This window comes from Streptomyces sp. NPDC054786 (assembly GCF_053611685.1).
Map to the genome: position 1 here is coordinate 81,171 of NZ_JBSHAW010000010.1, position 24,850 is coordinate 106,020.

General features: G+C 71.1%; 25 protein-coding genes and 1 pseudogene. 10 read left to right on the plus strand and 16 right to left on the minus strand.

Annotated elements, in window-relative coordinates:
- Positions 1-52 precede the first annotated feature (52 nt).
- Complete coding sequence (locus ACWGI6_RS10920; protein WP_453267190.1) at positions 53-280, plus strand: DUF6458 family protein; 228 nt, start codon at positions 53-55, stop codon at positions 278-280.
- A 40-nt stretch (positions 281-320) separates the two neighbouring features.
- On the opposite strand, the gene ACWGI6_RS10925 is transcribed toward ACWGI6_RS10920, so the two are convergent.
- Positions 321-1,904 (minus strand): alpha/beta hydrolase, encoded by a 1,584-nt coding sequence (locus ACWGI6_RS10925; RefSeq protein ID WP_453267191.1) that lies wholly within the window; start codon positions 1,902-1,904, stop codon positions 321-323.
- A 413-nt stretch (positions 1,905-2,317) separates the two neighbouring features.
- On the opposite strand from ACWGI6_RS10925, the gene ACWGI6_RS10930 reads away from it, so the two are divergent.
- The 5 genes from ACWGI6_RS10930 (at position 2,318) to ACWGI6_RS10950 (ending at position 7,207) form a co-directional block, all read left to right on the plus strand.
- Positions 2,318-3,268 (plus strand): histone protein, encoded by a 951-nt coding sequence (locus tag ACWGI6_RS10930; RefSeq protein WP_453267192.1) that lies wholly within the window; start codon positions 2,318-2,320, stop codon positions 3,266-3,268.
- A gap of 6 nt (positions 3,269-3,274) precedes the next feature.
- Positions 3,275-4,261, plus strand: coding sequence for an SRPBCC family protein (locus tag ACWGI6_RS10935; protein ID WP_453267193.1), 987 nt, complete (start codon positions 3,275-3,277; stop codon positions 4,259-4,261).
- Positions 4,258-5,184 (plus strand): Rieske 2Fe-2S domain-containing protein, encoded by a 927-nt coding sequence (locus tag ACWGI6_RS10940; RefSeq protein ID WP_453267194.1) that lies wholly within the window; start codon positions 4,258-4,260, stop codon positions 5,182-5,184. The genes ACWGI6_RS10935 and ACWGI6_RS10940 overlap by 4 nt, the downstream gene beginning before the upstream one ends.
- Positions 5,185-5,523: 339 nt before the next feature.
- Complete coding sequence (locus tag ACWGI6_RS10945) at positions 5,524-6,492, plus strand: SDR family NAD(P)-dependent oxidoreductase (RefSeq protein ID WP_453267195.1); 969 nt, start codon at positions 5,524-5,526, stop codon at positions 6,490-6,492.
- A gap of 178 nt (positions 6,493-6,670) precedes the next feature.
- Entirely contained in the window at positions 6,671-7,207 is a 537-nt protein-coding gene (locus tag ACWGI6_RS10950; RefSeq protein ID WP_453267290.1) for a Dps family protein, read from the plus strand.
- Positions 7,208-7,286: 79 nt separating this feature from the next.
- Here the strand turns inward: ACWGI6_RS10950 and ACWGI6_RS10955 are convergent, their stop codons facing one another.
- The 9 genes from ACWGI6_RS10955 to ACWGI6_RS10995 all read right to left on the minus strand — a co-directional run bounded on the left by ACWGI6_RS10955 (position 7,287) and on the right by ACWGI6_RS10995 (position 11,478).
- Positions 7,287-7,460, minus strand: a complete 174-nt coding sequence (locus ACWGI6_RS10955) for a CsbD family protein (RefSeq protein WP_453267196.1) — start codon at positions 7,458-7,460, stop codon at positions 7,287-7,289.
- A gap of 17 nt (positions 7,461-7,477) precedes the next feature.
- Complete coding sequence (locus ACWGI6_RS10960; protein ID WP_453267197.1) at positions 7,478-7,885, minus strand: gas vesicle protein K; 408 nt, start codon at positions 7,883-7,885, stop codon at positions 7,478-7,480.
- Positions 7,872-8,123: a gas vesicle protein gene (locus ACWGI6_RS10965; RefSeq protein ID WP_453267198.1), complete on the minus strand. Its 252-nt coding sequence runs from the start codon at positions 8,121-8,123 to the stop codon at positions 7,872-7,874. The genes ACWGI6_RS10960 and ACWGI6_RS10965 overlap by 14 nt, the downstream gene beginning before the upstream one ends.
- On the minus strand, positions 8,120-8,935 hold the full coding sequence (locus ACWGI6_RS10970; RefSeq protein ID WP_453267199.1) for a GvpL/GvpF family gas vesicle protein: 816 nt from the start codon (positions 8,933-8,935) through the stop codon (positions 8,120-8,122). The genes ACWGI6_RS10965 and ACWGI6_RS10970 overlap by 4 nt, the downstream gene beginning before the upstream one ends.
- On the minus strand, positions 8,932-9,456 hold the full coding sequence (locus ACWGI6_RS10975; protein WP_453267291.1) for a gas vesicle protein: 525 nt from the start codon (positions 9,454-9,456) through the stop codon (positions 8,932-8,934). The genes ACWGI6_RS10970 and ACWGI6_RS10975 overlap by 4 nt, the downstream gene beginning before the upstream one ends.
- A 108-nt stretch (positions 9,457-9,564) precedes the next feature.
- Positions 9,565-9,816 (minus strand): gas vesicle protein GvpG, encoded by a 252-nt coding sequence (locus ACWGI6_RS10980; RefSeq protein WP_453267200.1) that lies wholly within the window; start codon positions 9,814-9,816, stop codon positions 9,565-9,567.
- A gap of 9 nt (positions 9,817-9,825) precedes the next feature.
- A complete protein-coding gene (locus ACWGI6_RS10985; RefSeq protein WP_453267201.1) occupies positions 9,826-10,539 on the minus strand; it encodes a GvpL/GvpF family gas vesicle protein in 714 nt (237 codons plus the stop codon).
- 3 nt (positions 10,540-10,542) lie between these two features.
- Positions 10,543-10,992 carry a gas vesicle structural protein GvpA gene (locus tag ACWGI6_RS10990; protein ID WP_453267202.1) on the minus strand — a complete coding sequence of 150 codons (450 nt, stop codon included), beginning with the start codon at positions 10,990-10,992 and terminating at the stop codon, positions 10,543-10,545.
- Between the two features lie 87 nt (positions 10,993-11,079).
- Positions 11,080-11,478, minus strand: coding sequence for a gas vesicle protein GvpO (locus tag ACWGI6_RS10995; RefSeq protein ID WP_453267203.1), 399 nt, complete (start codon positions 11,476-11,478; stop codon positions 11,080-11,082).
- 266 nt (positions 11,479-11,744) lie between these two features.
- On the opposite strand from ACWGI6_RS10995, the gene ACWGI6_RS11000 reads away from it, so the two are divergent.
- Positions 11,745-13,871, plus strand: a complete 2,127-nt coding sequence (locus ACWGI6_RS11000; protein WP_453267204.1) for a SpoIIE family protein phosphatase — start codon at positions 11,745-11,747, stop codon at positions 13,869-13,871.
- A gap of 70 nt (positions 13,872-13,941) precedes the next feature.
- Here ACWGI6_RS11000 and ACWGI6_RS11005 read toward each other — a convergent pair whose 3' ends face one another.
- Together ACWGI6_RS11005 and ACWGI6_RS11010 are read right to left on the minus strand one after the other, a co-directional pair.
- Positions 13,942-14,412 (minus strand): SRPBCC family protein, encoded by a 471-nt coding sequence (locus ACWGI6_RS11005; RefSeq protein WP_453267205.1) that lies wholly within the window; start codon positions 14,410-14,412, stop codon positions 13,942-13,944.
- 327 nt (positions 14,413-14,739) lie between these two features.
- On the minus strand, positions 14,740-15,879 hold the full coding sequence (locus ACWGI6_RS11010; RefSeq protein WP_453267206.1) for a PP2C family protein-serine/threonine phosphatase: 1,140 nt from the start codon (positions 15,877-15,879) through the stop codon (positions 14,740-14,742).
- Between the two features lie 310 nt (positions 15,880-16,189).
- On the opposite strand from ACWGI6_RS11010, the gene ACWGI6_RS11015 reads away from it, so the two are divergent.
- The 3 genes and pseudogenes from ACWGI6_RS11015 to ACWGI6_RS11025 all read left to right on the plus strand — a co-directional run.
- On the plus strand, positions 16,190-17,698 hold the full coding sequence (locus ACWGI6_RS11015) for a glutamate synthase subunit beta (protein WP_453267207.1): 1,509 nt from the start codon (positions 16,190-16,192) through the stop codon (positions 17,696-17,698).
- On the plus strand, positions 17,695-17,844 hold the full coding sequence (locus ACWGI6_RS11020) for a hypothetical protein (RefSeq protein WP_453267208.1): 150 nt from the start codon (positions 17,695-17,697) through the stop codon (positions 17,842-17,844). Before ACWGI6_RS11015 ends, ACWGI6_RS11020 begins: the two co-directional genes overlap by 4 nt.
- 20 nt (positions 17,845-17,864) lie before the next feature.
- Positions 17,865-18,160: pseudogene (locus tag ACWGI6_RS11025) on the plus strand (class I SAM-dependent methyltransferase); the annotation flags it as partial.
- A gap of 126 nt (positions 18,161-18,286) precedes the next feature.
- Here the strand turns inward: ACWGI6_RS11025 and nrfD are convergent.
- From nrfD to ACWGI6_RS11045, 4 genes are all read right to left on the minus strand, one after another.
- Positions 18,287-19,255, minus strand: coding sequence for an NrfD/PsrC family molybdoenzyme membrane anchor subunit (gene nrfD, locus ACWGI6_RS11030; RefSeq protein WP_453267209.1), 969 nt, complete (start codon positions 19,253-19,255; stop codon positions 18,287-18,289).
- A complete protein-coding gene (locus ACWGI6_RS11035) occupies positions 19,252-20,175 on the minus strand; it encodes a 4Fe-4S dicluster domain-containing protein (protein ID WP_453267210.1) in 924 nt (307 codons plus the stop codon). Before ACWGI6_RS11035 ends, nrfD begins: the two co-directional genes overlap by 4 nt.
- A complete protein-coding gene (gene fdh / locus ACWGI6_RS11040; protein ID WP_453267211.1) occupies positions 20,172-23,441 on the minus strand; it encodes a formate dehydrogenase in 3,270 nt (1,089 codons plus the stop codon). Before fdh ends, ACWGI6_RS11035 begins: the two co-directional genes overlap by 4 nt.
- 344 nt (positions 23,442-23,785) lie before the next feature.
- Positions 23,786-24,112 carry a plasmid stabilization protein gene (locus ACWGI6_RS11045; protein ID WP_393907979.1) on the minus strand — a complete coding sequence of 109 codons (327 nt, stop codon included), beginning with the start codon at positions 24,110-24,112 and terminating at the stop codon, positions 23,786-23,788.
- Between the last annotated feature and the right edge of the window lie 738 nt (positions 24,113-24,850).

The window sequence follows — 24,850 nt, forward strand, 5'->3', positions numbered from 1 at the left end:
ACGCGACCCCTCAACAGGGCTCGCTGCCCGGACAGTTAGGGAGGCTGACACCATGGGTATCGGTGGGTGCATCGGTCTGCTCGCGGTGGGAGCGATCCTCACGTTCGCGGTCGACTGGCATGTGGCCGGGATCAATGTCGACCTGGTGGGGATCATCATGATGATCGTCGGCGTCATCGGCCTCGCCACATATGTGAGCATCCTGAAGCGGCGGCGTACCCAGCCACCGTCCCCCGGTGCCCCCGTCGTCGATGTCGAGGACACCCGCTACTACAAGTAGTCCCCCGTGTGGGGGCTGCGCTCCGCCGCGGGTCCGGCCGTCAGCCGCAGGAAGTATGGGGCTTGGGCAGGGTGCCGCTCAGCAGGAAGGCGTCGACATGGCGCCGTACGCAGGGGTCACCGGTGGTGTAGGCGGCATGCCCCTCACCGCGGTAGGTCAGCACGACGCTGGAGTTGCGCAGCTCACGGGCCATGTTGAACGCGCCCTGGTAGGGGGTGGCCGGATCGTTGGTGGTCGCGACGAGCAGAAGGGGCGGCGCGTCGGGCGCCGCGACATCGCGGGAGGCGTCGTCGCCCGCAGCGGGCCAGTTGTAGCAGTCCAGCAGGGTGGGCGCGATGTCCGGGCCGAAGAGCGGGGAGGCCTCGGTGAGTTCACGCTCCGCGCGGGGGTAATCGTCTGCGCCATAGCGCTCCGAGGTGTCCCGGCAGGAGATCGCCCGGAGGGCCAGCTGGTCCTGCGGGGGTAGCTCGTCCTGGCCGATTCGCCGCGCCGGGACGCTGTCGGAGTGGGCGGCGCTGCCCGCATGCGCGTCGCTCAGGCGGAGGATCCCGGAGCCGCCGCCGTGCCGCAGCTGTGCCAGCGCCTGCCGCAGCGCCGGCCAGTCGCTTCTGCTGTACAGGGCCTCGCGCAAGGCATACACATAGCTGGTCTCATCCACCGTCTCCCCCTTCACCTTCATCGGCTGCTCGCTCAACTGCTGGTACCACTGGCGCAGTTGGTCCTGCGCCTTGCCCTCGTCGGTGCCCAGCGGGCAGTCCGCCTGACGGGTGCAGTCGGCGGCGAAGTCGTCCAGTGCCCGCTGGAAGCCCCGGGCCTGGGACAGGGCGGTCTGCCAGGCGTTCTTGGTCGGGTCCTCGACGCTGTCCAGGACCATCCGGCCGACCTTACGGGGGAACTCGTGGGCATAGACAGCGCCGAGCTTGGTGCCGTACGAGAACCCCAGGTAGTTGAGCTTGTCGTTGCGGACCGCGGCGCGCAGGACGTCCATGTCCCGGGCCACATCCTGGGTGCCGACCCACCGCAGCAGCCCGCCGGAGTAGCGGCCGCAGGCCTCGTTGATGCGCTTCTCCTTCGCGGCGAGGCTGTCGTCGGCGCCCGAGCCGGGCGGCGGGGCGAGCTTGCTGCCACAGGAGACCGGTTCGGTATGGCCGGTGCCGCGCGGATCGAAGCTGACGATGTCGTAGCGCTGCCCCAGCTTGGCGAAGGAGCTCCCGCTGTCGATCAGATAGTTGACGCCGGAAGCACCCGGCCCTCCGGGGTTGAGCACCAGCGAGCCGAGCCGTTTGCCGGGCCCGGTCGCCTTCAGCCGGATCAGCTGGACCTGCATCGTGCTCCGCCCTGGGTTGCCGTAGTCCCGCGGCACCTCCAGCCGAGCGCACTCCAGACGTTTCCGGAAGCCGGGCGGCTGACCGGCACCGTCGCTCTGCGCACCGCTCTGCAGGTCCTGTCCGCACCGTTCCCAGGACAGTTTCTGCTGGTAGAAGGACGTCAGATCCGGGTCATCGGCTGCCGCCGCGACGGGAGTTCCGACGAAGGCGGCGAGCAGCGCCATCACCGCCGCGACGACCGACGGCCGGACCGCCGGCCTGCGCCGGCGAACACGCCGCGCTCCCCCTACTCCCACACGAGACGGTGCACGGCGTGTTCCCGGCATATTCCGAGCGTAGGGCCGTTGCTCAGCTCCCGCACACCTGCCGTGCTGCCGCTGCCGCGCGGTGCCCCACCGAGGGCTGTCGCGCCGTGGCCGGGAGGCGCGAGGCTTCCGTTGCTGCGCATGTGACCCGTAGGGCGGGCCGTACCCACGCCCGTCCAGGGGGCGTCACCGCCGGTTGCCGTACGTGCCGCGCCCGCGTACGCCCGCCACGCAGCAGGACCGGCCGCTTCCACAGGGTGAGCGCACAGGGCCCTTCGGACCGCTCGGGATGCGCAGGTCACGACAGCGATCACTCTGGAGGTAGGGCTGAAAGGTATGCCGCCCAGTGGCGGCCCCTGTACAGACGCCGATCGGCTGCATGTCCGGGAAAAGGTGACGTACCCATGAATGACGGAACCAAAATTCTGCTGGCCGCCGCCCTAGCCGGCGGCTATGTGCTGGGCCGTACAAAAAAGGGCCGGTTCGCGCTGACGGCGGCGTCGTATATCGCCGGGCGTCAATTCGGGCTTGAACCGCGCCAGCTCGTGGCCCAGGGAATGCGCAAGCTCAATGAGATCCCCCAGGTCGCGGAGCTGGGAGACCAACTGCGCGGAGAAGTGATGGATGCCGGCCGGAAGGCCTTGACGACGGCCGCCAACCGTCGTCTGACGACGCTCGCAGACACCCTCCACGACCGGTCCCTCAAGCTCGATGGCATCGGGCTGGAACCGGAGGAGGACGAGGAAGAGGAGGACGAGGGGGAGTACGCGTACGACGAGGAAGAGGAGCCGGAGGAGGAGGGGCCCGAAGGCGAGTACGAGGAGGACGAGGACGAGGAAGAGCCCGAGGAGGAGTACGAGGAAGAGGAAGAAGAAGAGGAGCCGGAGGAGGAGCCCGAGGAGCGGCCGGCTCGGCGCACCCCGCGGGCCGCTGCGAAGCCGGAGCCGCGCAGGCGCGCGTCGGAGGCGAAGCGGGAAGCCCCGGCGAAGAAGCGCGCGCAGCAGCCACCGGCCAAGAAGTCCGCCGGGAAGAAGGCCGCCGCGGGACGGACGGCCGCGAAGAAGACGGCGCCCGCAAAGAAGACCGCAGCCAAGAAGACCGCGGCGAAGACCACGGCGGCGAAGAAGACCGCCAAGAAAGCCCCGGCCAAGAAGGCGGCCCCGGCCAAGGAAACCGCGGCAAAGAAGACGGCAGCGAAGAAGACAGCGGCGAAGAAGACCGCGGCCAAGAAGACGGCCGGGCGGACCGCCGCCAAGAAAGCTCCCGCGAAGAAGACCGCCGCAGCCAAGAAGGCAGCACCCGCGGCGAAGAAGGCCGCCAAGAAGACATCATCGCGCACCCAGCGGCGGAGGTAACCGGTCATGGCCAAGACGGGACAGGACAACGCGGACTCGGGACTCGACCGGCTGCGTGACGAACTAGGGGAATATGCGACGAAGTGGGTGGGCAACCTGGCCGAACGGGCCGGGGACAAACTCATGGATGTGACGGGCCAGCTCACCGACGTCGCCGAAAACGGCGGATCACTGTCCAAGATCGCGGGCAATCTCCTCGGCGGCGACTCCCCCGTCAAGGCCGCCGTCAAGGGCACGGCGGAGAACGTCAAGGACACCGTGGTGGGGAAGGCCAAGGATGCCTTCGGCGGCGGGAAGAAACGCAAGTCGGGGGACCAGAAAGTCACCAACATCATCGAGGTGCTCGATGTCGGGGTGCCGCTGCGCACCGCCTACGACCACTGGACGCAGTACGAGAAGTTCAGCGGCTTCACCAAGGGCGTACGCAATGTGTCGCTGCACGACGAGACGACCAGTGACTGGAAGGCCAAGGTGGGTCCCTCGACCCGGGGCTGGAAGGCGACCGTTCAGGAACAGATTCCGGACGAGCGCATCGTGTGGACGTCCGAGGGTGCCAAGGGATCGCCCCGGGGTGCCGTCAGTTTTCACGAACTGGCGCCCAGCCTGACCCGCATCGTGCTGGTCGTCGAGTACTACGCCTCGGGATTCTTCGAGAAGACCGGAAATATCTGGCGGGCCCAGGGACGCCGACTGCGGCTGGACTTCAAGCACTTCCAGCGCTACGTCACCCTCACCGACGAAGAGCCCGAGGGCTGGCGCGGGGAAATCCGCGACGGCGAGGTCGTACGGACTCATGAAGAGGCCGTGGAGGAAGAAGAGGCTCAAGACGCCGAGGACGCCGAGGACTACGACGGCGAGGAGGAGGACGAGGAAGCCGAGGGCTACGACGACGAAGGCGAAGAGGACGAGGAGGAGGAAGAGCCCGAGGAGGAGTACGAGGACGACGACGAACTCGGTGAAGAGGAGGAGGAAGACGAGGAGGAAGAGGAATGAGAGCGAGGACATATGGGCTCGCGAGCGGCAGCGGAACCGCTGCCGGGGCCGCCGCCCGCGCCGCGGAAGCCGTGGTGACGTCCCTCGACGCGCCGGCCCGCTGGGAGAAGCTGGATGCGCTGGCCGGTCCGTTGCAGCGGCTGGTGCGCGGCCTGCCCCTGGGGCGCTACCGCGATGTACTGCACGGTCTGCCGATCGGTCATCCGCTGCATCCGGCCCTGGTGCAGGTGCCGATGGGCGCCTGGCTGTCCGCCGCGGTGCTGGACGTCGTCCCGGGGACCCGGCGCGGTGCCCGCCTCCTGGTGGGGGTGGGTGTCGTCACGGCCGTGCCGGCCGCGTGGGCCGGCTGGGTGGACTGGGCCGAGCAGCACGAGGACCAGATGCGTACGGGGCTGGTGCACGCGGCGTCCATCGCCGTGGCCGTCGGGCTGTACACCCGGTCCTGGGTGCACCGCGGCCGCGGCCGTACGGTGCGGGGCAAGGTGCTCGGGTTCGCGGGACTGTGCGCGGCCGGCACCGGCGGGATGCTCGGCGGGCACCTCGCCTACCGGCAGGCCGCGGGCGCCAACAAGGCGGAGCCGGTGCCGCATCTGCTGGACGAGGGCTGGCACCCCGTGGGCAGGGTCGAGGACTTCCCGGTCGGCGAGGCGGTGCGCCGGGAACTGGGCGAGGTCCCGTTGCTGGTGGTCCGCCAACCGGGCGGGCACATCCATGTCCTCGCCGGGCGGTGCAGCCATCTCTCGGGGCCCCTGCCGGAGGGCACGATCACCGACGGCTGTGTGGTGTGCCCCTGGCACGGCAGCGTCTTCCGGCTGTCGGACGGCGCGAACGTCCGTGGCCCAGCCACCGCTCCCCAGCCGTCCTTCCAGGTGAGCGTGGACGGCGAGGGCACCGTTCACGTACGGCTGCCCGGCGCCGGCTGACCCCTTCGCGGGTCCGGTCAGCGGCCGTGGTCCTGGCGCAGCTGCTGGTTCATCGAGAGGGCCGCGCGGCGCCGTTCGGGGCCTCCGGCGGCACCGGGCCGCCTGACTGGCCGAACGCTCCTTGGCGGGTACGCCCGGCGCGGTAGGCGTCCCCCGCCCTTGGCTGTCCGGGAGTCCCGCCGGGTCCGGGGGCGAATGCCCAGCTCAGCGGCTCATGCGCGCCTCACGCCACGCCCCGCCGCCCGTTAGCGTCGAAGTCAGCAGGTGATCGGCGCCTGAGGTCGTCCGCGGGACCGCCTGCCCGCCTGTGCCGACCGGCGTCCAAGGGAAGGGATCGTCATGCGCGTACTTCCGGCCGCTCCCTCGATCGAAGGGCTCACCGCTGTGGTCACCGGCGGCTCGCGGGGGCTCGGGCTGCTCCTGGCCCGTCAACTGCTGCGGCGCGGCTGTGATGTCGTGCTGCTGGCCCGCGACGAGGCCGAACTCGGCCGGGCCGTCGGCAAGCTGGCCCAGTGGCGCGGCGGCACGGTGCGCGGTGTGGTGTGCGATGTGCGGGACCGGGCCGCGGTGCAGGACCGCCTCTCGGAGATCGCCAGGGACCACGACGGGCTGGACATCGTCATCGCCAACGCCGGCATCATCCAGGTCGGTCCGGCGGACGCACTCGGCCCCGACGGATTCCAGGACGCGATGGACTCCGTCTTCAACGGGGCGCTGAACACCGCGTTCGCCGCGCTCCCCCACCTCCGGCGCAGCCCGGCCGGCGGCAGACTGGCCCTCATCGGGTCCGTCGGGGGTCTGCTGGCGGTGCCGCATCTGCTGCCGTACTCCTGCGCCAAGTCCGCGGTGGCCGCGCTGGCCGACGGGCTGCACGCGGAGGAGGGCGCGCACGGCGTCACCGTGACGGCGGTCCACCCCGGCCTGATGCGCACCGGGTCGCATCTCCATGCCCTCTTCGGCGGGGACCGGCGCCGGGAGTACGCCTGGTTCTCGGCGCTGGCCGGGGCGCCGATGCTGTCCATGAACGCCGAGCGGGCGGCCGAGCGCATCGTGTCCGCGGTGCAACGGCGCCGTCCACGCATCGTGCTGACGCCGGCGGCCCGGCTCGGTGCCAAGGCGCACGGGCTGGCGCCGGTGACCACCACCCGGCTGGTGTCGGCGCTCTCCCGGGTCCTGCCCCGCGACGGCGCCCGCGGCACCGTCGACGGGTCGACAGTCGCGGCCGGGGAGCAGCCGCCGGCCCGGCGGCTGCGCAGCGTGCTCGGCGCCCTCAACGACCGGGCGGCCGACCGGTTCAATCAGCGCTGAGGACGTCCCGTAGAGCCGTGCGGCCCGCGGCCGCTGCGGACGGAAAGCGGGGGCCGGGCGCGTGTTTCCGGACGGAGTTACCGGGCACCCGGGATTTCACCGCAGGAAGAGCCCACCTGTGGTGAAAGGAGAGTTCACCGTGGCTGCGAGCAATTCCCCCGAGTACACCGTTCCCGGCATGACCGAGGACGAAGGAGGAGAGGTCATCGGACGGCTGCGGCAACGGCTGCATGCGCTCAATGACCTGGCACTCACCCTCAAGCATGTGCACTGGAACGTCGTGGGTCCGCACTTCATCGCCGTCCACGAAATGCTCGACCCACAGGTCGAGGCCGTCCGCTCCATGGTCGACGCCACCGCGGAACGCATCGCGACGCTGGGCGGCTCGCCGACGGGCACGCCGGGGGCCCTGGTCGCCGAGCGGGCCTGGGAGGACTACTCCGTCGGACGGGCACAGGCGATCGAACACCTGGGGGCGCTGGACGTCGTCTACTCGGGGATCATCAAGGACCATCGCGCGGCGGTGGCCGCCACCGACGTGACCGATCCGGTGACCCAGGACCTGCTCATCGAGCATCTGCGGTCGCTGGAACTGTTCCAGTGGTTCGTCCGGGCGCATCTGGAGAGCGCCGGCGGCAAGCTCAGCACCGACTCCGCCGACGGGGAGTTCGCGGCGGGCCGCGCGGCCGTCGACGAGGCGCGGCGCCAGCCCTGAACCGGCTGCCGGGTGTCCCCCCGGCCCATGGGGCGCCGGCCCCGCCGTCGCACGCGGTGCGGCGGCGGGGCCGTGCCGGTCAGTGCTTGAAGGTGTCCTTACCCTTTTCCACTGCCTGCCGCATTCTTCCCATGGCCTGTTCCGCCTTGCCTTTCCGCTGAAGGCTTTTGTTGCCGAGGGCCTTCCCGGTCGTTTCCTTGGCCTTTCCCTCGACGATATGGCCGATGTTCCTGGTCTTCTTACCGATGTTCATCGCGTACTCCTTCGGGTTCATTCGGCAGGGGGCAGCAACGTCCCGAGCGGCCCGAGATCCAAGTTCAGATCCTGCATCGAAAGGTCGTAGCGGGCGCAGAGTTCGACCATGCGGTCGTGGAGAATCATCAGCGTCGCTCCCAGGCGTTCCTCCTGTTCCTCGGTGAGATCTCCGGCGTCGACCCGCTGCAGGGCCTGGCGTTCCATGAGCTGGCGCAGCAGCTCGACGAGGGTGAGGACGAGCTTGATGAGGTCCCGCTCCACGGTGTCGGGGTCGGCGCTGACCCGGTGGGCCGGCCTTCGTGGTCCCGGGCCGGCCGGGGGCTGGACGTCCTGCGGTGTCGGAGGCAGCAGCCGGAAGGCGCGGGCGGCCGCATCGGCGACATCGTCGAAGCGGTTGCCGGGGCGGCGGTCACCGGCTGTCATCGTCGTCCCGTACCAGGGGTGCGGTGGAGCGCCACGGGGAGGGGTTCTGTTCGCTGATGGAGACGATCAGCGCGCGCAGCGAGATACGTACGAGGTCGATGTCGGCGATGGAGAGGACGATGTCTCCGGTGAGGACCACGCCGCCGCTGAGCAGCCGGTCCAGCAGGTCGATCAGCGCGATCTGCCGGTCCGGCAGGGGCTCGTCCGCCTGTGCCGGCGGCCCGCCCGCCGCCCTCACGGGGCGGCTCGCTTCAGCGCTTCGGCTTCGGGGGGCGTGGCGAAGGAGTACGGGGCCCAGGGCCCGGTGACCTCGACGCGTACTCCGGGCAGCCCTTCGCCGGCCCGGAGGACGTCGGCGCGGAAGCCGTCGCCGTGCTCCAGCGGCACGAGGTAGGCGTCGTTGATGACGTTCTCCCCCGGGCCGCGGGCGAGTTCGCCCTGCTGCACCCGGTGCTGGACCCGGTCGACCGCATAGCCGCGGGCCGCGTCCTCGACGCGCCGGGCGACCTCTTCGGCGTCCCGGTAGGCGTCTTCACGGGCGTGCCGCTGCGCCTTGCGGTGGCTGAGGTAGGCCCGCCCGGGGCTCAGGTCCGCGTCCGCGGGCGGCTCGGCGGGCCGGTCGGTGGCGGCGGGCGCCTCGACATAGATCTTGACGCCCCACTCCGTGTGCGCGGCCAGGTCGGACAGCCGCTCGCCGAACGCCTCCTGGCGGGCGTCGAGCATCTGCCGCACCCGCTCGTCGTCGAGGTACACCGTCGCCAGACGGAGCGGCAGGACGGTGGTGTGCGCGGCCAGCGCCTCGATCACCCGGTGGTGGGCGCGGGCCACCGACTCCAGCCAGTCCAGATCCTCCAAGTGCGCGCGCAGTGCGGTCTCTTCGAAGTCCTGCTCGGGTACGGGGCTCACGGCGACCACCACCTCGCCGTGGTCTCCTGCGCGCACCAGATGCACCGGTCCGTCCGCGACCCCCGGCAGTCCGGTCAGCGCCTCCTCCAGGGAGCCGTCGGCGTCCTGCGCGACGGCGTAGGCGTAGGTGATGGCCTCGGTCATGACTCGTCCCGCCGCTTGCTACGGGGGCCGGGCCCGGCCCGTTTGGCGCGTGGCGTGCGCGAGGGGCGTGAGGGGCGGCGGGTGGCGGCCGGACGGTCCTCCTCCTCGGCTTCCTCCTCGTACTCCCCGGCTTCCTCCTCGGCTTCGTCCTCACCTTCCTCCTCGTACTCCTCGGCTCCCTCCTCGTCCTCGGCCGGGGACAGCTCGGTGTCCTCGCGCAGGGCCGCGATCTCGGCGCGCAGCCGCTTGTTCTCCTCCGCGAGCGAGTGGTGGCCGTCGGCAGCGCGGGAGGAGAGTGACGGGTCGTGCTCCCACCAGTCGATGCCCATCTCCTTCGCCTTGTCCACCGAGGCGATCAGCAGGCGCAGCTTGATGGTGAGCAGTTCGATGTCCAGCAGATTGATCTGGATGTCGCCCGCGATGACGATGCCCTTGTCCAGGACCCGCTCCAGGATGTCGGCGAGATTGGCCGAGGAACCCTGGCCGCTGTACGGGCCGGCCCTGGACGGGTAGTCACCCATCCTCCTGGCGACGGGTTCGTTCACGGCCGCTGCACCTCGATTCCCTCATATCCCGGCCTGGCGACGGGCGCGCGGGTCCACGTCCCGCCGCCGCGCCGGCCGCCGCGGTCAGGTGTCGGTGCCCTGGACATGGGCCCTGATCTCGTCCAGCCGGTCCAGGAGTTCGTCCTCGCGCCGGTCGAACGTCTCCTCATCGATCTCTCCCGCCAGCAGCGCCCGTTCCAGCTCGGCGAGTTCCCGCTCGACGGGTTCGGGGTCGTAGTACTCGTTCTCCGCGGCCTCCAGGGCGCGTTCCATGACCCAGGCCACGCCGCGCACCGGCGCCAGCGGAAAGGTGGCGAGTTGGCTCAACAGGCCCATGAGACCTCCCTAGACGAAGCTGTAGGCGGGGAGCGGGCCGAGCAGCCGGAGGTCGAAGTCCTCCCCCAGCTCCTTGGCGAGATCCTGCTCGGCGGCGAGGAAACTCTTCTCGTTGTCCCGCTCCACGAGGAAGGACACACTCAGGAAGTCGTTCCCGGCCGGCTGGGACCCGCTTTCCTCCCGGGCGAACCCGCGCAGCGCATCGAGGACTCCGCCGGCCAGCCGGTCCTGCCGTGCCTGCACTTCCTTGGAGATCAGTTCACCGAGGGCGAGCGGCAGATCCGGGCTTCCGGTGCCGCTTCTGATCTGTTCGTTGAGCGCACGGGCCTCATCCGATTCCTGAAGGATCTGCCGCAGCATCGCGTCCTCGTCCTGGGCGGCCTTCAGGTGGTATTCGGCGCAGCCCGCCAGCGCCTCCAGCCGCTCGGCGAACTCCTCCGTACGCTCCTCCAACACCTCCCGCACCGCCTCGTCGTCGGTGGTCGTGAAGCCGAACTGCAGGGGCAGGACCGACCCGTCGGCCATCAGCCGCTCCTGGACGGCCTGGTGGGCGGCGAGGTCCCGGCGTTTGGGACGCAACTCCTCGGGAGCGTCGCTGACGACCGCGGAGAGCTCCTCGGTCCGTACTGTGCGCAGGGTGGACGGGGGCTTTCCCACCCCGTCCAGGCCGTCGAGTCGTTGTGGATGGGTGGTCGCGACAATGGAGTAGACGTAGACGGACATCGCTCATTCCTTTCGGCGCCGGGCCGGCCGGCGAGCCGGCCGCTCGCGCCGCTCGGCGGGCTCCTTGTGCCTCTCCTCGTGCTCCTCGTCCCCGCCGCCCTTGAGGGCGTCGGTCACCGCTTCCGCGGCGCCGGACAGGGCACCTTTGGCCTTGCCGTGCGATCCGCCTTCGGTGACCTCGCCGACGATGTCCGTCAGCTGGGAGGGCGCCTTGCGCCCCTCCTCCAGGTCGAGGCGGTTGCAGGCCTCGGCGAAGCGCAGGTAGGTGTCGACGCTTGCCACGACGATGCGGGCATCGATCTTGAGTATTTCGATGCCCACCAACGACACGCGCACGAAGACGTCGATGACCAGCCCGCGGTCCAGAATCAGGTCGAGGATGTCGTAGAGATTTCCGGAGCCCACTCCGCCGCCGGTGGCGACGGATCCTCCGCCTTGCGGCACCACAGTCACGGTGCCTCCCTTCATCGGCTCACTCCGGCCTGTGCGGAGTGGCCGTGTCGTTCGCCTGGCGAACGGTCTGCCGTGGCAACCCGGGCCTCAACGCCGGTCGATCTGGCCTCGGGTGTAGCGGCGGGTGCGCTCATACGCCACCAGTTCGCCCTCCTTGTCCAGCACCACCCGGTAGGTCGCCATCACGCTGGTGGTCCCGGGGACACGTTCCAGCTCCAGGACCTCCACGTCCGCCTGCCAGCCGTCCTCCGTCGGCTTCACGGCGGAGACGGACTCCGGCGACCGGCCCAACAGCTCCTTGAGCTGCTCGGCCGCGTACCGCATGGCGCGCGGCGCGGAAACACGGCGAGCCGCGCGCTCCGTTTCGCTTTCGCTCTCGCGGCTGCCGGCCCGAACGCTGCTGGATTTCCTGGCGGTCTTTTTGGCGGTCTTCTTACTGGACGGACGCCGGACTTCTCCGGTCTCGTCCTCTTCGTCTGCGGCCATGTTCTCTCTCCGGAATCGGAGGCGACATGCTGCCCGCGCCACTGCAAAGAGACGCCCTTACATGATACGTGGCCTGAGCTGAGCGCATCTTGGGCTGTTCGGCCAGGCCAGGCCCGCATCGGCGGCCCCGGTAACGAGTGCCCCGGCCCGGTCGGCGGCGTAACGTCAGCACTGTCCCGGGAGAGACGCCATGACGGTCTCGGCACGGGGAGAACCGGCGCGCCGGAGTGAGTGTCGATGGCACGACAGCTGTGTGAAGGTGTGCGATGACCGGCGGTACCGGATCCGATCCGGTGGGCCGGGCACTGCTCCGCGCGATGCGGGAGACCGGGGCGACCGCCGCGGGGCTCTATGTGCTGGCGGCCGACGGGCCGGTCCTGCAGCTGACGACCATGAGCGGGGTACCGGCGCCCTTCCTGGAGCCCTGGAGCCGGGTGGCGCTGGCAGCGCCGATCCCGGTCGCCGTCGCGACGCGCGAACGGCGCCTGGTGTGGGCGGGCGGCCAGCAGCAGCTGGCCCGTGACTTCCCCCGCGTCGCGGTGGCCGTGCCCTACGACTTCTCGCTGGCGGCGGCTCCGGTCGGGGACGGAACCGCGCCCCGGGGCGCGCTGCTGTTGCTGTGGCCCGCCGGCCACGCACCGCTGCTGTCGGCGGACGAACGCAGGGCGGTGGAGGTCGCCTGCGGGCGCTTGGCGGGGCTGCTCGACGAGCGCCCCCGGCCCGATGGCTCCGCTCCCCCCTCCGATGCGCCGCGGGTGCTGTCCATGCCGCCGGCGCGGACCGTGGGCCCGGACGAGGCGCTGGCGGCGGTCGACTACCTGGAGCGGCTGCCCGGCGGCTGCTGCGCCCTCGACCTGGAAGGACGCATCACCCTGGTCACGACCGGCGCGGTGGAACTGCTCGGCGAGCAGGACTCCCGGCTGATCGGCTCGCGCCCGTGGGAGACCCTGCCGTGGCTGCGCGACCCGGCCTTCGAGGACCGCTACCGCGCCGCGGTGATCAGCCGTCGGCCGACGTCCTTCACCGCCTGCCGGCCACCGAATCTGTGGCTCGCCTTCCGGCTGTTCCCGGACGGCAGGGGCCTGAGTGTGTGGATCAGCCCCTCGGGCAAGGACTACGGCCCGGTGGAGCCCTATCCCACACCGACCGACGTCATGCCCACACGGGCCGGCCAGATCTACCACGTGCTGCACCTCGCGGCCGCCCTCACCGAGGCCGTGGGGGCCCAGGACGTCGTCGATCTCGTCGCCGACCAGATCGTGCCGGCGTTCGGGGCCCAGGGCGTGATCATGTACGCGGCGGAGGCGGGCCGGCTCTTGACCATCGGCCATCGCGGCTACTCCGCCGAGGCCGTCGCCGCCTTCGAAGGTGTCGCCCTCAGCGCCGCCGGCAGCCCCGCCGTCCACGCCCTCGCCACCGGGGAACCCAGCTTCTTCACCACCCCCGAGGAGATGGAACGCGATTACCCGGGGCTGCCGCTTCTGACGGGCAAGGCGGCGCGGGCCGTGCTGCCGCTGATCGTGTCCGGCCGTCCGGTGGGCTGCTGCATCCTCTCGTACACCCGGCCCCGCACCTTCAGCCAGGAGGAACGCCAGGTCCTCACCTCGCTGGCGGGCCTGATCGCCCAGGCCCTCGACCGTGCCCGCCTGTACGACACCAAGCAGCAACTGGCGCACGATCTGCAGGCCGCCCTGCTGCCGCACCGCCTGCCCTCGGTACCGGGGTTCGCCGTCGCCGCCCGCTACCTGCCGTCGACCCGCGGTATGGACATCGGCGGCGACTTCTACGATCTGATCCGCCTCGACGAGAACAGCATCGCCGCCGTCATCGGCGATGTGCAGGGCCACAATGCGGCCGCCGCCGCCTTCATGGGGCAGGCCCGCACCGCCGTACGCGCCTACGCCACCGCCGGTGCCTCCCCCGCCGAGGTACTCGCGCGCACGAACCGGCTGCTGAGCGACCTGGACCCGGAGCTGTTCACCAGCTGTCTGTACGTCCATATCGACCTGCGGACGCGGCGGGCGTGCCTGGCCGACGCCGGCCATCCCCCGCCCCTGCTCCGCCACCCCGACCGGCACACCACGGTGCTGCACGTCCCTCCGGGGCTGCTCCTGGGCGTCGAGCCCGAAGCCCGGTACACCGCCACGGAGATCACCCTGCCCCCGGATTCCGTGCTGGCCCTCTACACCGATGGCCTGGTCGAAACGCCGGGTGCCGACCCGGAGCGCTCCGTCGCCGACCTCGCCCGGCGCCTCAACGACGCGCCGCCGCAGGGCCCGGACCGCCTCGCCGACACCCTCCTGGAGCACCGGCAGGACGAGACGGACCGGCAGGACGACATCGCGCTGCTGCTGCTTGCCGCCCTGCCGACCGGACCGATCTCACCCTCCTGAGCCCCGGGTGCTCGTCCGGACATGCAGGTGATGCCACGTCAGTTCTCTGACCGCCGCCCCGTGCGGCGGCTCACCGACGCCACGGCCGGGGCGCGCACGGTGTGCCGCGCGGGGTCCGCTCGGCCACGTCGGCCAGCCTGCTGAGCATGCTCCGGTGGCGCAGCTGCAGCAGGACGTCGACGCCCGCGTTGTGCAGTCGTCCGCCGGGCCCCCGCAGCGGGTGCTCATCGACGATGACCAGGGAATCCGGGCCCCAGCGACGCACCTCGATGGCGACCCGGGCGGTGCCCAGCCGGCCGCTGTCCACCTCGAGCTCGAGTGCATGCGGCGGTTCGCTGTGGCGTACGACGGTGCGGCCGGTGAGGTCCCAGGGCCCCAGCCGCACGGTGTACTCGATCATGGAGTCGACCTCGGGCCAGTCGCCGGCCGCGGGCCGCGAGTGCACGGTGCCGACCACCCACTCCTCGTAGCGGGAGCCGTCGGCAAGTACCGTCCACAGCTCCTCGGGAGAGCGCTCGATCAGCCGGTGCCGTACCGCCACGGGCCTCCACCGCCTCACCGCACCTCGGTCGTCGGCTTCCTCTCCCAGCGTAGAGCGCGCTCCCGGGCCCGGCCTCCGGAGGCCGGGCCGAGCATGGCTCTCCCCCGGGTTCCGGGCGTCCGCATCCTTCGGTGAGCCGGCTCGTCGAGGCAGCCGCGGCAGCTGCGGAGAGTGGAAACGGCCGGCGCCGGATGGCCGGCGCCGTTCCGTCATGGGGACGCCAACTCGGCCTGGGGTGAGGCTGGTTGCCGGTGTCACAGGTGTCCGTGGCACCGTTCGGACGCAATGGCCGGCCCGGTGCGGAGTGGGGCCGCGAGCGCGGCGGTGTCATGGCCGGTGGCGGCGTGGGGGCGCCGCCTGATCAAGGGCAGCGGGCGGGAGCACACGGCGCCGGGTGACGGCGAGGATGGCCATGTCGTCCCGGTGGTTGCCCCCGGTCCAGCGGCCGACGTCCTTGGTCAGGGCATCCACCAGCGCATCCGGATCGGTGAACCGCCTGCCCATGCGGCGCGCGGAGACCGGATCGTAGAAGGTGCCGTGTGCGTCCCGGGCCTCGGTGACACCGTCGGTGACCAGCAACAGGGAGGCGCCCAGGGGCAGGCGCACCACATCGACGGGCGCGGAGCCGGCCAAAGCGGCGCCCCCCAGCCCCATGCCGAGCGGCAGCTGCGGGAGGCTCGGGTCGAGCCGTACGAGCTGCCCGCCGTGGACCAGGTACGGCGGCGGATGCCCTCGGTTGACCAGGCTCAGCGCCCCGCCGTCGGCGGACACCTCGGCCAGCACCGCGGTGGTGAAGCCCTCGTTGGAGGTCACCGGGCCGCTCCTGGCCGCTGCCCTGGCCATGGCCTCGTCCAGCCGCTGGACCAGCGCGGTCAGGGTGGGGGCGTACTCGGCCTCCTGACGGAACGCTCCGATCGCGACGGACACGGCGGCGACGGCCTCCATGCCCTTGCCCCGCACATCCCCGATGATCATTCGCACTCCGAACGGCGTCTCCTGCACCGCGTACAGGTCACCGCCGATCCGCGCCTCGGCCTGCGCCGTGGTGTACCCGGCAGCCACCGCCAGCGGCCCGACCTCCCTCGGCGGATCCGGGAGCACCGCCCGCTGGACCGCTTCCGCGACATCCCTGGCCATGGCGAGATCACGGCCCTGGCGCAGCAGGAGCCGGTTGACCGCGAGCGCCAGCACGCCGACCACGCCGACCACGGCCAGATCGACATACCGAGCCGTCGCCGCACGTCCGAGCTCAAGATCCACTGCCACCGAGACCACACAGGTGATGCACAGGACGACGAGCGCGGAGCGGAAGGAGAGCATGGCGCCGGCGACGAGCGGTGCGGCCGCCAGCAGCGGGAGCCCCATGTACGGCTGGGGCGCGAAGAGATTCAGCAGGACGCCGGCCACGAGGGCCAGCGCCGCGAGCGTCCACGACACCCTCGCCGGCGTGGGCTGCAAGCTTTTCACCGTGCTTCTCCTGCTGCCGGTTCGCGCGCTACGCGGAAGGAGCCATCGCCACCGCATGATGCGCCGTGCGCACCCTGCCGGCGCGTGCCATATCGGTACCTTCCGATGGATTCACATAGATGGATTCACATATACGCCTTGCGGGCCGGATGCGCCCGCCACTGAGCCGGGTCACCGGGCCCGGGGCAGCGGCGCCGACGCCGCGATCCCCTGCCGTGGCTCCGCCGACCCCCGATGAAAGCAGAACAAACCAGGCGTAGGCTGACGAAGACCGCCATATTGCAGCGTGAGCAAGCGATGGAGGCGGGGTATGACCGACCCTCGCGGCTTCCTCAAGTTCCCCCGTCGGCCCGTCCCGGCGCGCCCCGTCGAGGAACGGCTGAGCGACTGGGACGAGGTCTACGCGGGGCAGGCCCTGCTTCCGCTCGTGTCCGAGCAGGCGGACCGCTGCATGGACTGCGGCATACCGTTCTGCCACAACGGCTGCCCGCTGGGAAACCTCATCCCCGAGTGGAACGCGTACGCGGCGCGGGGCGACTGGCGGGCCGCGGCCGAGCGCCTGCACGCGACGAACAACTTCCCCGAGTTCACCGGGCGGCTGTGCCCGGCACCGTGCGAGGCCGCCTGCGTGCTGGCCCTCAACGCCGATCCGGTGACGATCAAGAATGTCGAGCAGACCATCGCCGACCAGATCTGGGAGCGCGGCTACGCGCCACCGCATCCGCCGGAGCGGCTCAGCGGGAAGACCGTCGCCGTCATCGGCTCCGGACCCGCGGGGCTGGCCGCGGCACAGCAGCTCACCCGTATCGGCCACACCGTCGCCGTCTACGAACGCGCCGACCGCATCGGCGGGCTGCTGCGCTACGGCATCCCCGCGTTCAAGATGGCCAAACAGCATCTGGACCGCCGCATCGAGCAGATGCGGGCGGAGGGCACCAAGTTCCGTACGGGCGTGGCCGTCGGCAGCGATGTCGACGCCACCGAGCTCAGACGGCGTCATGACGCGGTGGTCATCGCCGTCGGAGCCACCGAGCAGCGGGAACTGCCCGTTCCCGGCCGCGAGCTGCACGGCATCCACCAGGCCATGGACTACCTGCCCCTCGCCAACCGGGTCGTGGAGGGCGACTTCGCGTCGCCTCCTGTCACCGCCGAGGGCAAGCATGTGGTGATCGTCGGGGGCGGGGACACCGGCTCGGACTGCCTGGGCACCGCGCTGCGCCAGGGCGCGGCCTCCGTGGTGCAGCTGGACATCAACCCGGAGCCGGGCGATGCCCGGCCGGACGGCGAGCCCTGGCCCATCTATCCGAAGGTCTACCGGATTTCCCATGCCCATGAAGAGGCCCGGGGCCGGGAGGGCACGGATCCGCGGATTTTCTCCTCCGCCACCCTGCGCTTCGAAGGAACGGCGGACGGCCGGGTGCGCGCCCTGTGTCTGACGGAGGTGGAGCCCACGGCGAGAAGGCCGCGGCCGGACACCGAGCGGGTGATCCCGGCGGAGCTGGTGCTGGTCGCCCTCGGCTTCTCCGGTCCCGAGCGGGGCACCGGTCTGATGCGGCAGCTGGGGCTCACCCTGGACGAGCGGGGAAACTTCGCCCGGGACGGCGGCTTCGCGGCCGAGGCGGCGTGGCCGGCCGAACGGGCCGCCCCCATGCGGCCGGACGGAGTCTTCGTCGCGGGCGACGCGGGGCGCGGCCAGTCCCTGGTGGTGTGGGCCATCGCCGAGGGACGGGCCGCCGCGGCAGCCGCGGACCGCTACCTGACCGGCTCCACCGCGCTTCCCACCCCGATCGGCCCCAGGGACCGGCCCCTGGTGGCATGACGCCACGGGGGGCCGCTGCCGTCTCGGTGCCCACCGGGCTCGACGAGCCGCATCGGCGCGAGGACACCGCCTACGGGACCAAGGAAATGGCCGTCCGCGACCCCGACGGGCGCCTGTGGAACCTCCAGGCTCCCGCCGGGAACTGACCGCGACGAGAGGGAGCACCATGGCAGACGAGCAGGCTGAGGCGCCGGACAGCAGCGCGGTGCGGACCGCCCTCTGGCGGGCGATGCACGTCCAGGTCGACCCGCCGCCGCACGTGATCGAGGACGAGATCGGACTGCGGCTGGCGGCCCCCGGGATGACTGGCGCGACCGCCCTGACATGGACCCCCACGCCACCAGCGCGTTCCGGGCGGCCATCGTGACCCGTGCCCGCTTCATCGAGGATCTGATCGCCGAGCAGGCCGACCGCGGTGTCACCCAATACGTCATCCTCGGGGCCGGCCTGGACATCTTCGCGCCGGCTCCACGCTCGCCATGACATTCCTCCTGCCGACCGAACTCGTCGACGATGCTGATCGCTCCGGCCTCCGGGCGAGGGAGGAAGGCGCACGAGCATCCGCCGGCACCCGTGACCGAGGGCGGATCAGTTCGTCAGTGCCGCCTCCTTGGCGGCGCGTTGTGGGAGGACCGTGTAGGCGGGGTCCTCCGCGGAGGCGATGCCGGCCGCGAAGATGCCGAAGCGGGTGCAGGCGGAACCGGCCAGCAACGCCAGACCACTGGCGAGGGCCGCCGTCCGGCAGCGGCGCCCCGCGATCGCCGCGGTCACCGCGGCGCCACCGGTCAGGACCTGCGCACAGCGCAGCAGCTTCCCTGCCCGCCCCTCCCGGTAGGTCTCCGCCACCATGCCCAGGCGGCGTTCGGCGGCTCGGGTGGCCGCCGCTTCCGCGGCCGCGGCCAGCACTGCCGCGCAACGCGCCGGTGCGTTGTCCGCGGTCGGTGCGCACACCAGCGCCATGCCGGACGCAGCAGCGGTCGCGGAAGCGGCGAAGAGGTACGGCAGTTCCCGGTGCGCACCGTGCCAGGCCGGTACGGCGGTGTCCGCCGCGAGGACCGCGGTGTACGTGGCGACCACCGGCCCCAGTACTGCGGCGGCCGCGGTGGCGGTGGCGCCGGCCCGTGGCAGCCGCCCGGTGACCGCGCAGAGGGCCGCCGCACCGGCAGCCGGCCCGTAGGCACTGAGCAACCACGAGCCGACGCTCATCGGCGAGGTCGGCTTGAGTACCCGCAGCATGTTGGCGAACCGCCCGGGGCGGCCCAGGTCGTTGATGAGTGCCGCGGCCGACAGGGACACCGCCGTCAGGGAGGACACCTTCATCGCGGTCGCCAGAGTGGTGCGGCCGGTCAGCTGGGCGCCCGCGGCGAGTACCGACCCGGCTCCCGCCAGGCCGCCGAGGAAGAAGTACCCGGCGATGTCGCGGGCCGCCCAGGAGGGGGCCTTGATGACCGGTCGCCCGTAGTAGGAGCGGAACTCCGCCCGGGGGACCATGAGTTGCTCGCCCTTACGGCGGCGGCGCGCACCGGTGCCATCGCTGCGGGGTGCCTGGTCGGTCATCGTCGTACCTTCCTTCGCAGGAGCGCGGGCAGCGCGAAGGAGAGGGCAGCACCGCCCACCAGCGACAGCGCCGCCGCCCCCGCGTGCTTCCACATCGCGGGCAGGTCCCGGGTGGTGACCACCGGATCGGGTGGCAGCCCGTAGACCTCGGGTTCGTCGAGCAGCAGGAAGAACGCGCCGTCCCCGCCGACCCCGTCCTCGGGGTCGTGTCCGTACAGACGGGCCTCGGGCACGCCTGCGGAGTGCAACTGGTCCACCCGCAACGCCGCTCGTTCGCGCAGTTCGTCCAGCGGGCCGAACTGGATCGACTCGGTCGGGCACGCCTTGGCACAGGCCGGCTCCTGCCCGGCGCCGAGCCGGTCGTAGCACAGGGTGCACTTGAAGACGCGGCCGTCGGACGGGCGTTGGTCGATGACGCCGTAGGGGCAGGCGGGGACGCAGTAGCCGCAGCCGTTGCAGATGTCCTCCTGGACCACGACGGTCCCGAACTCGGTACGGAAGAGCGAGCCGGTCGGGCAGACATCGAGGCAGGCGGCATGGGTGCAGTGTTTGCAGACGTCGGAGGACATCAGCCAGCGGAAGTCGCCGCCCGCCGACTGCGAGGAGTCCTCGGCGAGCGGCAGTTGGGTACGGCCGTCGGGGGCGGGCACCCGGGGCGCGGCCGGTGGCGCCGACTGCTCGATGAAGGCCACATGGCGCCAGGTCGAGGCGCCGAGTTCAGCGGTGTTGTCGTACGACATGCCGGTGAGCGAGAGCCCGTCCTCCGGGATCGCGTTCCACTCCTTGCACGCCACCTCGCACGCCTTGCAGCCGATACAGACCGAGGTATCGGTGAAGAACCCCACCCGGGGCGGGGCATCGGCATGACCGGCGTCGCCGGCCGGGTCGGGCTCCGGGCCGCTGAGCAGGCTGTCGGTCATGACCGGTGGTCCTCTCCGGTGTGCTCGGTGATGCCCGCACGCCGCCGGTAATCGGCCACCAGGCGGGGAAGCGCGGGGCCGCGCGGCCGCCGCCCCGGCCGGATGTCGGCGGTGAGGGCCTTGTCCTCCTGGATATGGGAGTTGGGGTCCAGCGCGATGGCGACCAGCTCGTTCGCCGCATCGCCGGTGACGACCCCGTTGGGCCCCCAGTGGAAGGGCAGCCCGATCTGGTGCACCGTACGGCCGTGCACGGTCAGTGTCCTGATGCGGTCGGTGACCGCGACCCGGGCCTCGATGGCGTTGCGGGCGGTGATGATCGTGGCCCATCCGGAGTGCTCCAGGCCGCGCTCCGCGGCGAGTTGCGGTGACACCTCACAGAACAACTCGGGTTGCAGCTCGGCCAGATGGGACGACCAGCGGCTCATCCCGCCCGCCGTGAAGTGCTCGGTGAGACGGTGCGTGGTCAGCACGTACGGATAGACCTCGGCGCCCGGCTCGTCGCCGCTGGGGTGGTAGCGGTTACCCGCGCGGAAGTAGAGCTGCTTGGTGGGATTACGCGGGCGGTCAGGGTAGAGGGCGTTGGTGAACGGGGAGTCCTGTGGCTCGTAATGGGTCGGCAGCGGCCCGTCGAGCAGCCCGGACGGTGCGTAGAGCCAGCCCTTGCCGTCGGCCTGCATGATGAAGGGGTCGTCGCCGCGCAGGGCGTCGGGTCCGGTGGCTTCCGGGTGAGGCACGTGGTCCGGGGCCCGGTCGGGAAGGAAGTCGGGGATGTCATGGCCGGTCCAGCGTCCGTCGTCGGCGTCCCACCAGACATAGGCCTTGCGCGCACTCCAGGGAGTACCGTCGGGGGCGGCCGAGGCCCGGTTGTAGAGGATCCGCCGGTTCGCGGGCCAGGCCCAGGCCCACCGGGCGGCGACCCAGTCCTGCTCGGTGTGCGGAGTGCGGCGGGCGGCCTGGTTGACGCCGTCCGCGAAGACCCCGCAGTAGATCCAGCAGCCGCACCGGGTCGAACCGTCGTCCTTGAGCTCGGTGTAGGCGCTCAGTGGTGCCCCGTCGGGGCCGTGGCCGTTGATCTCGGCCAGCACGGCCGCGGCGACCGGCTCCCGGAGCGGCCCCTCCACCGGGTAGTCCCAGGTCAGGTCCTGGATCATCCGGTCCATCGGATCGGTGGACGCCGCCAGCTTCTCCTTGATGCGCCGGCCCAGGTGATACATGAACCACAGATCGCTGCGCGCATCGCCCTGCGGCTCGACGGCGGCGTGGTGCCACTGCAGCCAGCGGTTGGTGTTGGTGAAGGAACCGGACTTCTCGGTGTGGGCCGCCGCCGGGAGGAAGAACACCTCCGTCCCGATGTCCTCGGTGCGCAGTTCGCCGGTCTCGATCTCGGGTCCGTCCTGCCACCAGGTCGCCGACTCGATGAGGGAGAAGTCGCGGACGACCAGCCAGTCCAGGTTGGCCATCCCCAGCCGCTGCAAACGGGTGTTGGCGGAGCCGACCGCGGGGTTCTCGCCCATGAGGAAGTAGCCCTTGCACACGCCGTCCAGTTGGGCGAGCACGGTGTCATAGGTGCTGTGGGAGCCGGTGAGCCGCGGCAGATGGTCGAAGCAGAAGTCGTTGCCGGGCGTGGCGGCGTCGCCGTAGTACGCCTTCAGCAGGCTGACGAAGTACGCCCGCATCTGGCCCCAGAAACCCTTGTCGGTACGGCTCGCCGCGACAAAACTGTCCAGGTCCTCATGGGTGTGCGCATGCGGCATCGGCAGATAGCCGGGCAGCAGGTTGAAGAGGGTGGGAATGTCGCTGGAGCCCTGGATGGACGCATGGCCGCGCAGCGCCTGGATGCCGCCGCCGGAGCGGCCGATGTTGCCCAGCAGCAGCTGGAGCACACTGGCCGCCCGGATGTACTGAGAGCCCACCGAGTGCTGCGTCCAGCCCACCGCGTAGACGAAGGCGCTGGTGCGCTCGCGCCCGGAATTCTCCGTCAGCGCCTCGCACACCTGCAAGAACGTCTCGCGTGGCACCCCGCAGGTCCGCTCGACCATCTCGGGGGTGTAGCGGGCGTAATGCCGCTTGAGGATCTGGTAGACGCAACGGGGGTGCTGCAGCGTCGGGTCCTGCGGTGCGCGGGGGTGGGCCTGGGGGCCGCCCGCGCCATGTGACTCGGCGTGCCCCGGAGTCACCTGCGGCGTGACCTTGCTGTCCTGGAGGCGTTGGTCGTGCAGTTGCTCGACGTCGCCCGCCGGTGCCTGGACGTCGGTGCCTTCGTACTGCCAGCTCGCGGGGTCGTAGCGCCGCTGCTCCTCGTCCAGGCCGGAGAAGACGCCGCCGAGATCCTCGGTGTCGCGGAAGTCCTCGCTGACCAGCGTGGCGGCATTCGTATAGGCGAGGACGTACTCCCGGAAGTCCTTCTCCTCGCTCAGGACGTAATGGATGATCCCGCCGAGGAAGGTGATGTCGCTGCCCGCCCGGATCGGCACATGCAGGTCGCACAGGGCGCTGGTACGGGTGAAGCGCGGATCGACGTGGATGATCCGGGCGCCGCGCGCCTTGGCCTCCATGACCCACTGGAAGCCGACCGGGTGCGCCTCGGCGAAATTGGAGCCTTCGATGACGATGCAGTCCGCGTGCTGGAGATCCTGCATGAAGGTGGTCGCCCCGCCTCGCCCGAACGAGGTACCGAGACCGGCGACCGTGGAGCTGTGGCAGACCCGGGCCTGGTTCTCCACCTGGACCACGCCGAGACCGGTCAGCAACTTCTTGATCAGGTAGTTCTCCTCGTTGTCGAGGGTCGCGCCACCCAGGCTGGCGATGCCGAGCGTCCGGGCGACCCGCCGGCCGCCCTCCTCCCACTGCCAGGTGTCACGACGCAGCTTGATCACCCGCTCGGCGATCATGTCCATGGCCGTGTCGAGGTCCAGCGGCTCCCACTCGGTCCCGTACGGCCGCCGGTAGAGGACCTGATGACGCCGGGAGTCCCCCGTCGTCAGCTGCAGCGTCGCCGACCCCTTGGGACACAGTCGCCCCCTGCTGATCGGGGAGTCGGGGTCCCCCTCGATCTGCACCACCCGGTCGTCCTTGACGTACACCTGCTGTCCGCAGCCGACCGCGCAGTACGGGCAGATCGACCCCACCACACGGTCGGCGGTGTCCGTACGCGGCCGCAGCTCTTCGGTGTGCCGGGACATTGCGGCACGGCCACGGCCCAGCGGATCCTTCTTGGTCAGCTGCCGGTACGCGGGCCATTCGCGCAGCAGCCGGCGTACGCCCATGGTTCCTCCAGCGCGTCGACGCATGGCCTACCTCTCCAAAGTCGCCCCTTCAGGCCTCGCGTGCCCCTTGGCGGGTGGGTTACTCACCCATCCGGGCAGCGGCAGGCATGCGGGCCCGCCCGGAAGGCGCCGGTACTTCGGCGCTGACCAGGCCCGACGGCGACGGTGGTTCCGCGCCCGGGGATGTGTGCGGCGGCTTCATCGGCCTGCGCACCGGCGAGGTAGGGCGTCTCCTGCCCGGTATCCCGCCGGCGCGGGGCAGGGGCTCGATGCCGCCCCCTGCTGACCGTCGACGAGCCCGACACGGAAACCGTCACCGATCCGGCTCGCGGAACCCGCTCCGTTCAGCGGCCGACGGCCTTGCGCAGCTGTTCCTTGGTCATGGTGGAGCGGCCGTCGACGTTCTTCTTCTTGGCCTCCTCATACAGCTGGTCCTTCGTGGGCCCCTGCGGTCCGCTGTGGGAACGCTCGCCACCGCGCTGCGGGGCGGACTTGGGGTCGCGGGTGGAGACCTTGCCGGCGGACCTCGCCTCACCGGAGCGAGCACGCTCCTTGTTCACCGTGCGGGCGGCGATCTCCTTCGCCCGCTTTTCGGAGGTGCCGCGCTCCTCGGACTGTTCCTTGATGTGCTCGTACTGGCGCTCACGCTTCTTGCTCGAACCTGCAGGCATGATGAGACTCCTTGATCAGTGTGTTCGGGATGCTGGGCCTGCCGCTTGCCGGATGCACCGTCCCGTCCGCAGCCATGCACTCCCACTCCACGCCCAAACGCAGCCACGCGCGACACGAGAGGGCCGGCCCGGTCTCGACCAGACGGCCCGGCTCGCGGTTCAGTCGTTGGAAGGGGCGCCGCCGCCGTCGATGCGCCAGAACAGGGGTTTCCTGCATGCGGCGCCGGGCAACGGCGGGCGGACGGCGACGTCGCCCGCCGGCCGCATCAAGTGCAGTACCGGCGATCCGGAGCGGGTTGTGGCTCCGGTTCCTTGCCCGGATCGGGAACGGGCGGGGGGTTCGGATCAGGGTGCACAGGATCGAGTGGGCCGGGCGGTGGCGGGTCCGGCGCGCCGGGGTGTGGTTGCCGGGGCGGGTCACCCGGCTTGGGGACCACCGGCGAAGTGGGCCGGCCGAGGCCCGCGGCCCTTGGGGTGGGCGATAGCGCGAAGAGCATGCATTCTCCCGTGTTGATGGTGCGGGCATACGACACGAAGGCGGCCCGAGGCTTCCGGAGCAGCGGGTGAACGACGGACGTCCGCGCAGACAAGAGACGTGCACGTCGGCGATACCCACACACCGAACCGTCCCGCTCGGCCTGGCGCAGCTGCTCGTCGCGCTCCCCGCCCACCGGACGCGGTGCTACCGCGTGTAGCAGCCTTCATGGATCGCGCCCGCGTCTCGGGCGGGCGGACCGA

Bases quoted from the DNA above. Each gene is read 5' to 3' on its own strand.
- ACWGI6_RS10920 (WP_453267190.1), top strand. From the start codon at position 53: ATGGGTATCGGTGGGTGCATCGGTCTGCTCGCGGTGGGAGCGATCCTC.
- ACWGI6_RS10930 (WP_453267192.1), top strand. From the start codon at position 2,318: ATGAATGACGGAACCAAAATTCTGCTGGCCGCCGCCCTAGCCGGCGGC.
- ACWGI6_RS10935 (WP_453267193.1), top strand. From the start codon at position 3,275: ATGGCCAAGACGGGACAGGACAACGCGGACTCGGGACTCGACCGGCTG.
- ACWGI6_RS10940 (WP_453267194.1), top strand. From the start codon at position 4,258: ATGAGAGCGAGGACATATGGGCTCGCGAGCGGCAGCGGAACCGCTGCC.
- ACWGI6_RS10945 (WP_453267195.1), top strand. From the start codon at position 5,524: ATGCGCGTACTTCCGGCCGCTCCCTCGATCGAAGGGCTCACCGCTGTG.
- ACWGI6_RS10950 (WP_453267290.1), top strand. From the start codon at position 6,671: ATGACCGAGGACGAAGGAGGAGAGGTCATCGGACGGCTGCGGCAACGG.
- ACWGI6_RS10955 (WP_453267196.1), bottom strand. From the start codon at position 7,460: ATGAACATCGGTAAGAAGACCAGGAACATCGGCCATATCGTCGAGGGA.
- ACWGI6_RS10960 (WP_453267197.1), bottom strand. From the start codon at position 7,885: ATGACAGCCGGTGACCGCCGCCCCGGCAACCGCTTCGACGATGTCGCC.
- ACWGI6_RS10970 (WP_453267199.1), bottom strand. From the start codon at position 8,935: ATGACCGAGGCCATCACCTACGCCTACGCCGTCGCGCAGGACGCCGAC.
- ACWGI6_RS10975 (WP_453267291.1), bottom strand. From the start codon at position 9,456: ATGGGTGACTACCCGTCCAGGGCCGGCCCGTACAGCGGCCAGGGTTCC.
- ACWGI6_RS10980 (WP_453267200.1), bottom strand. From the start codon at position 9,816: ATGGGCCTGTTGAGCCAACTCGCCACCTTTCCGCTGGCGCCGGTGCGC.
- ACWGI6_RS10985 (WP_453267201.1), bottom strand. From the start codon at position 10,539: ATGTCCGTCTACGTCTACTCCATTGTCGCGACCACCCATCCACAACGA.
- ACWGI6_RS10995 (WP_453267203.1), bottom strand. From the start codon at position 11,478: ATGGCCGCAGACGAAGAGGACGAGACCGGAGAAGTCCGGCGTCCGTCC.
- ACWGI6_RS11000 (WP_453267204.1), top strand. From the start codon at position 11,745: ATGACCGGCGGTACCGGATCCGATCCGGTGGGCCGGGCACTGCTCCGC.
- ACWGI6_RS11015 (WP_453267207.1), top strand. From the start codon at position 16,190: ATGACCGACCCTCGCGGCTTCCTCAAGTTCCCCCGTCGGCCCGTCCCG.
- ACWGI6_RS11020 (WP_453267208.1), top strand. From the start codon at position 17,695: ATGACGCCACGGGGGGCCGCTGCCGTCTCGGTGCCCACCGGGCTCGAC.
- nrfD (WP_453267209.1), bottom strand. From the start codon at position 19,255: ATGACCGACCAGGCACCCCGCAGCGATGGCACCGGTGCGCGCCGCCGC.
- ACWGI6_RS11035 (WP_453267210.1), bottom strand. From the start codon at position 20,175: ATGACCGACAGCCTGCTCAGCGGCCCGGAGCCCGACCCGGCCGGCGAC.
- fdh (WP_453267211.1), bottom strand. From the start codon at position 23,441: ATGGGCGTACGCCGGCTGCTGCGCGAATGGCCCGCGTACCGGCAGCTG.
- ACWGI6_RS11045 (WP_393907979.1), bottom strand. From the start codon at position 24,112: ATGCCTGCAGGTTCGAGCAAGAAGCGTGAGCGCCAGTACGAGCACATC.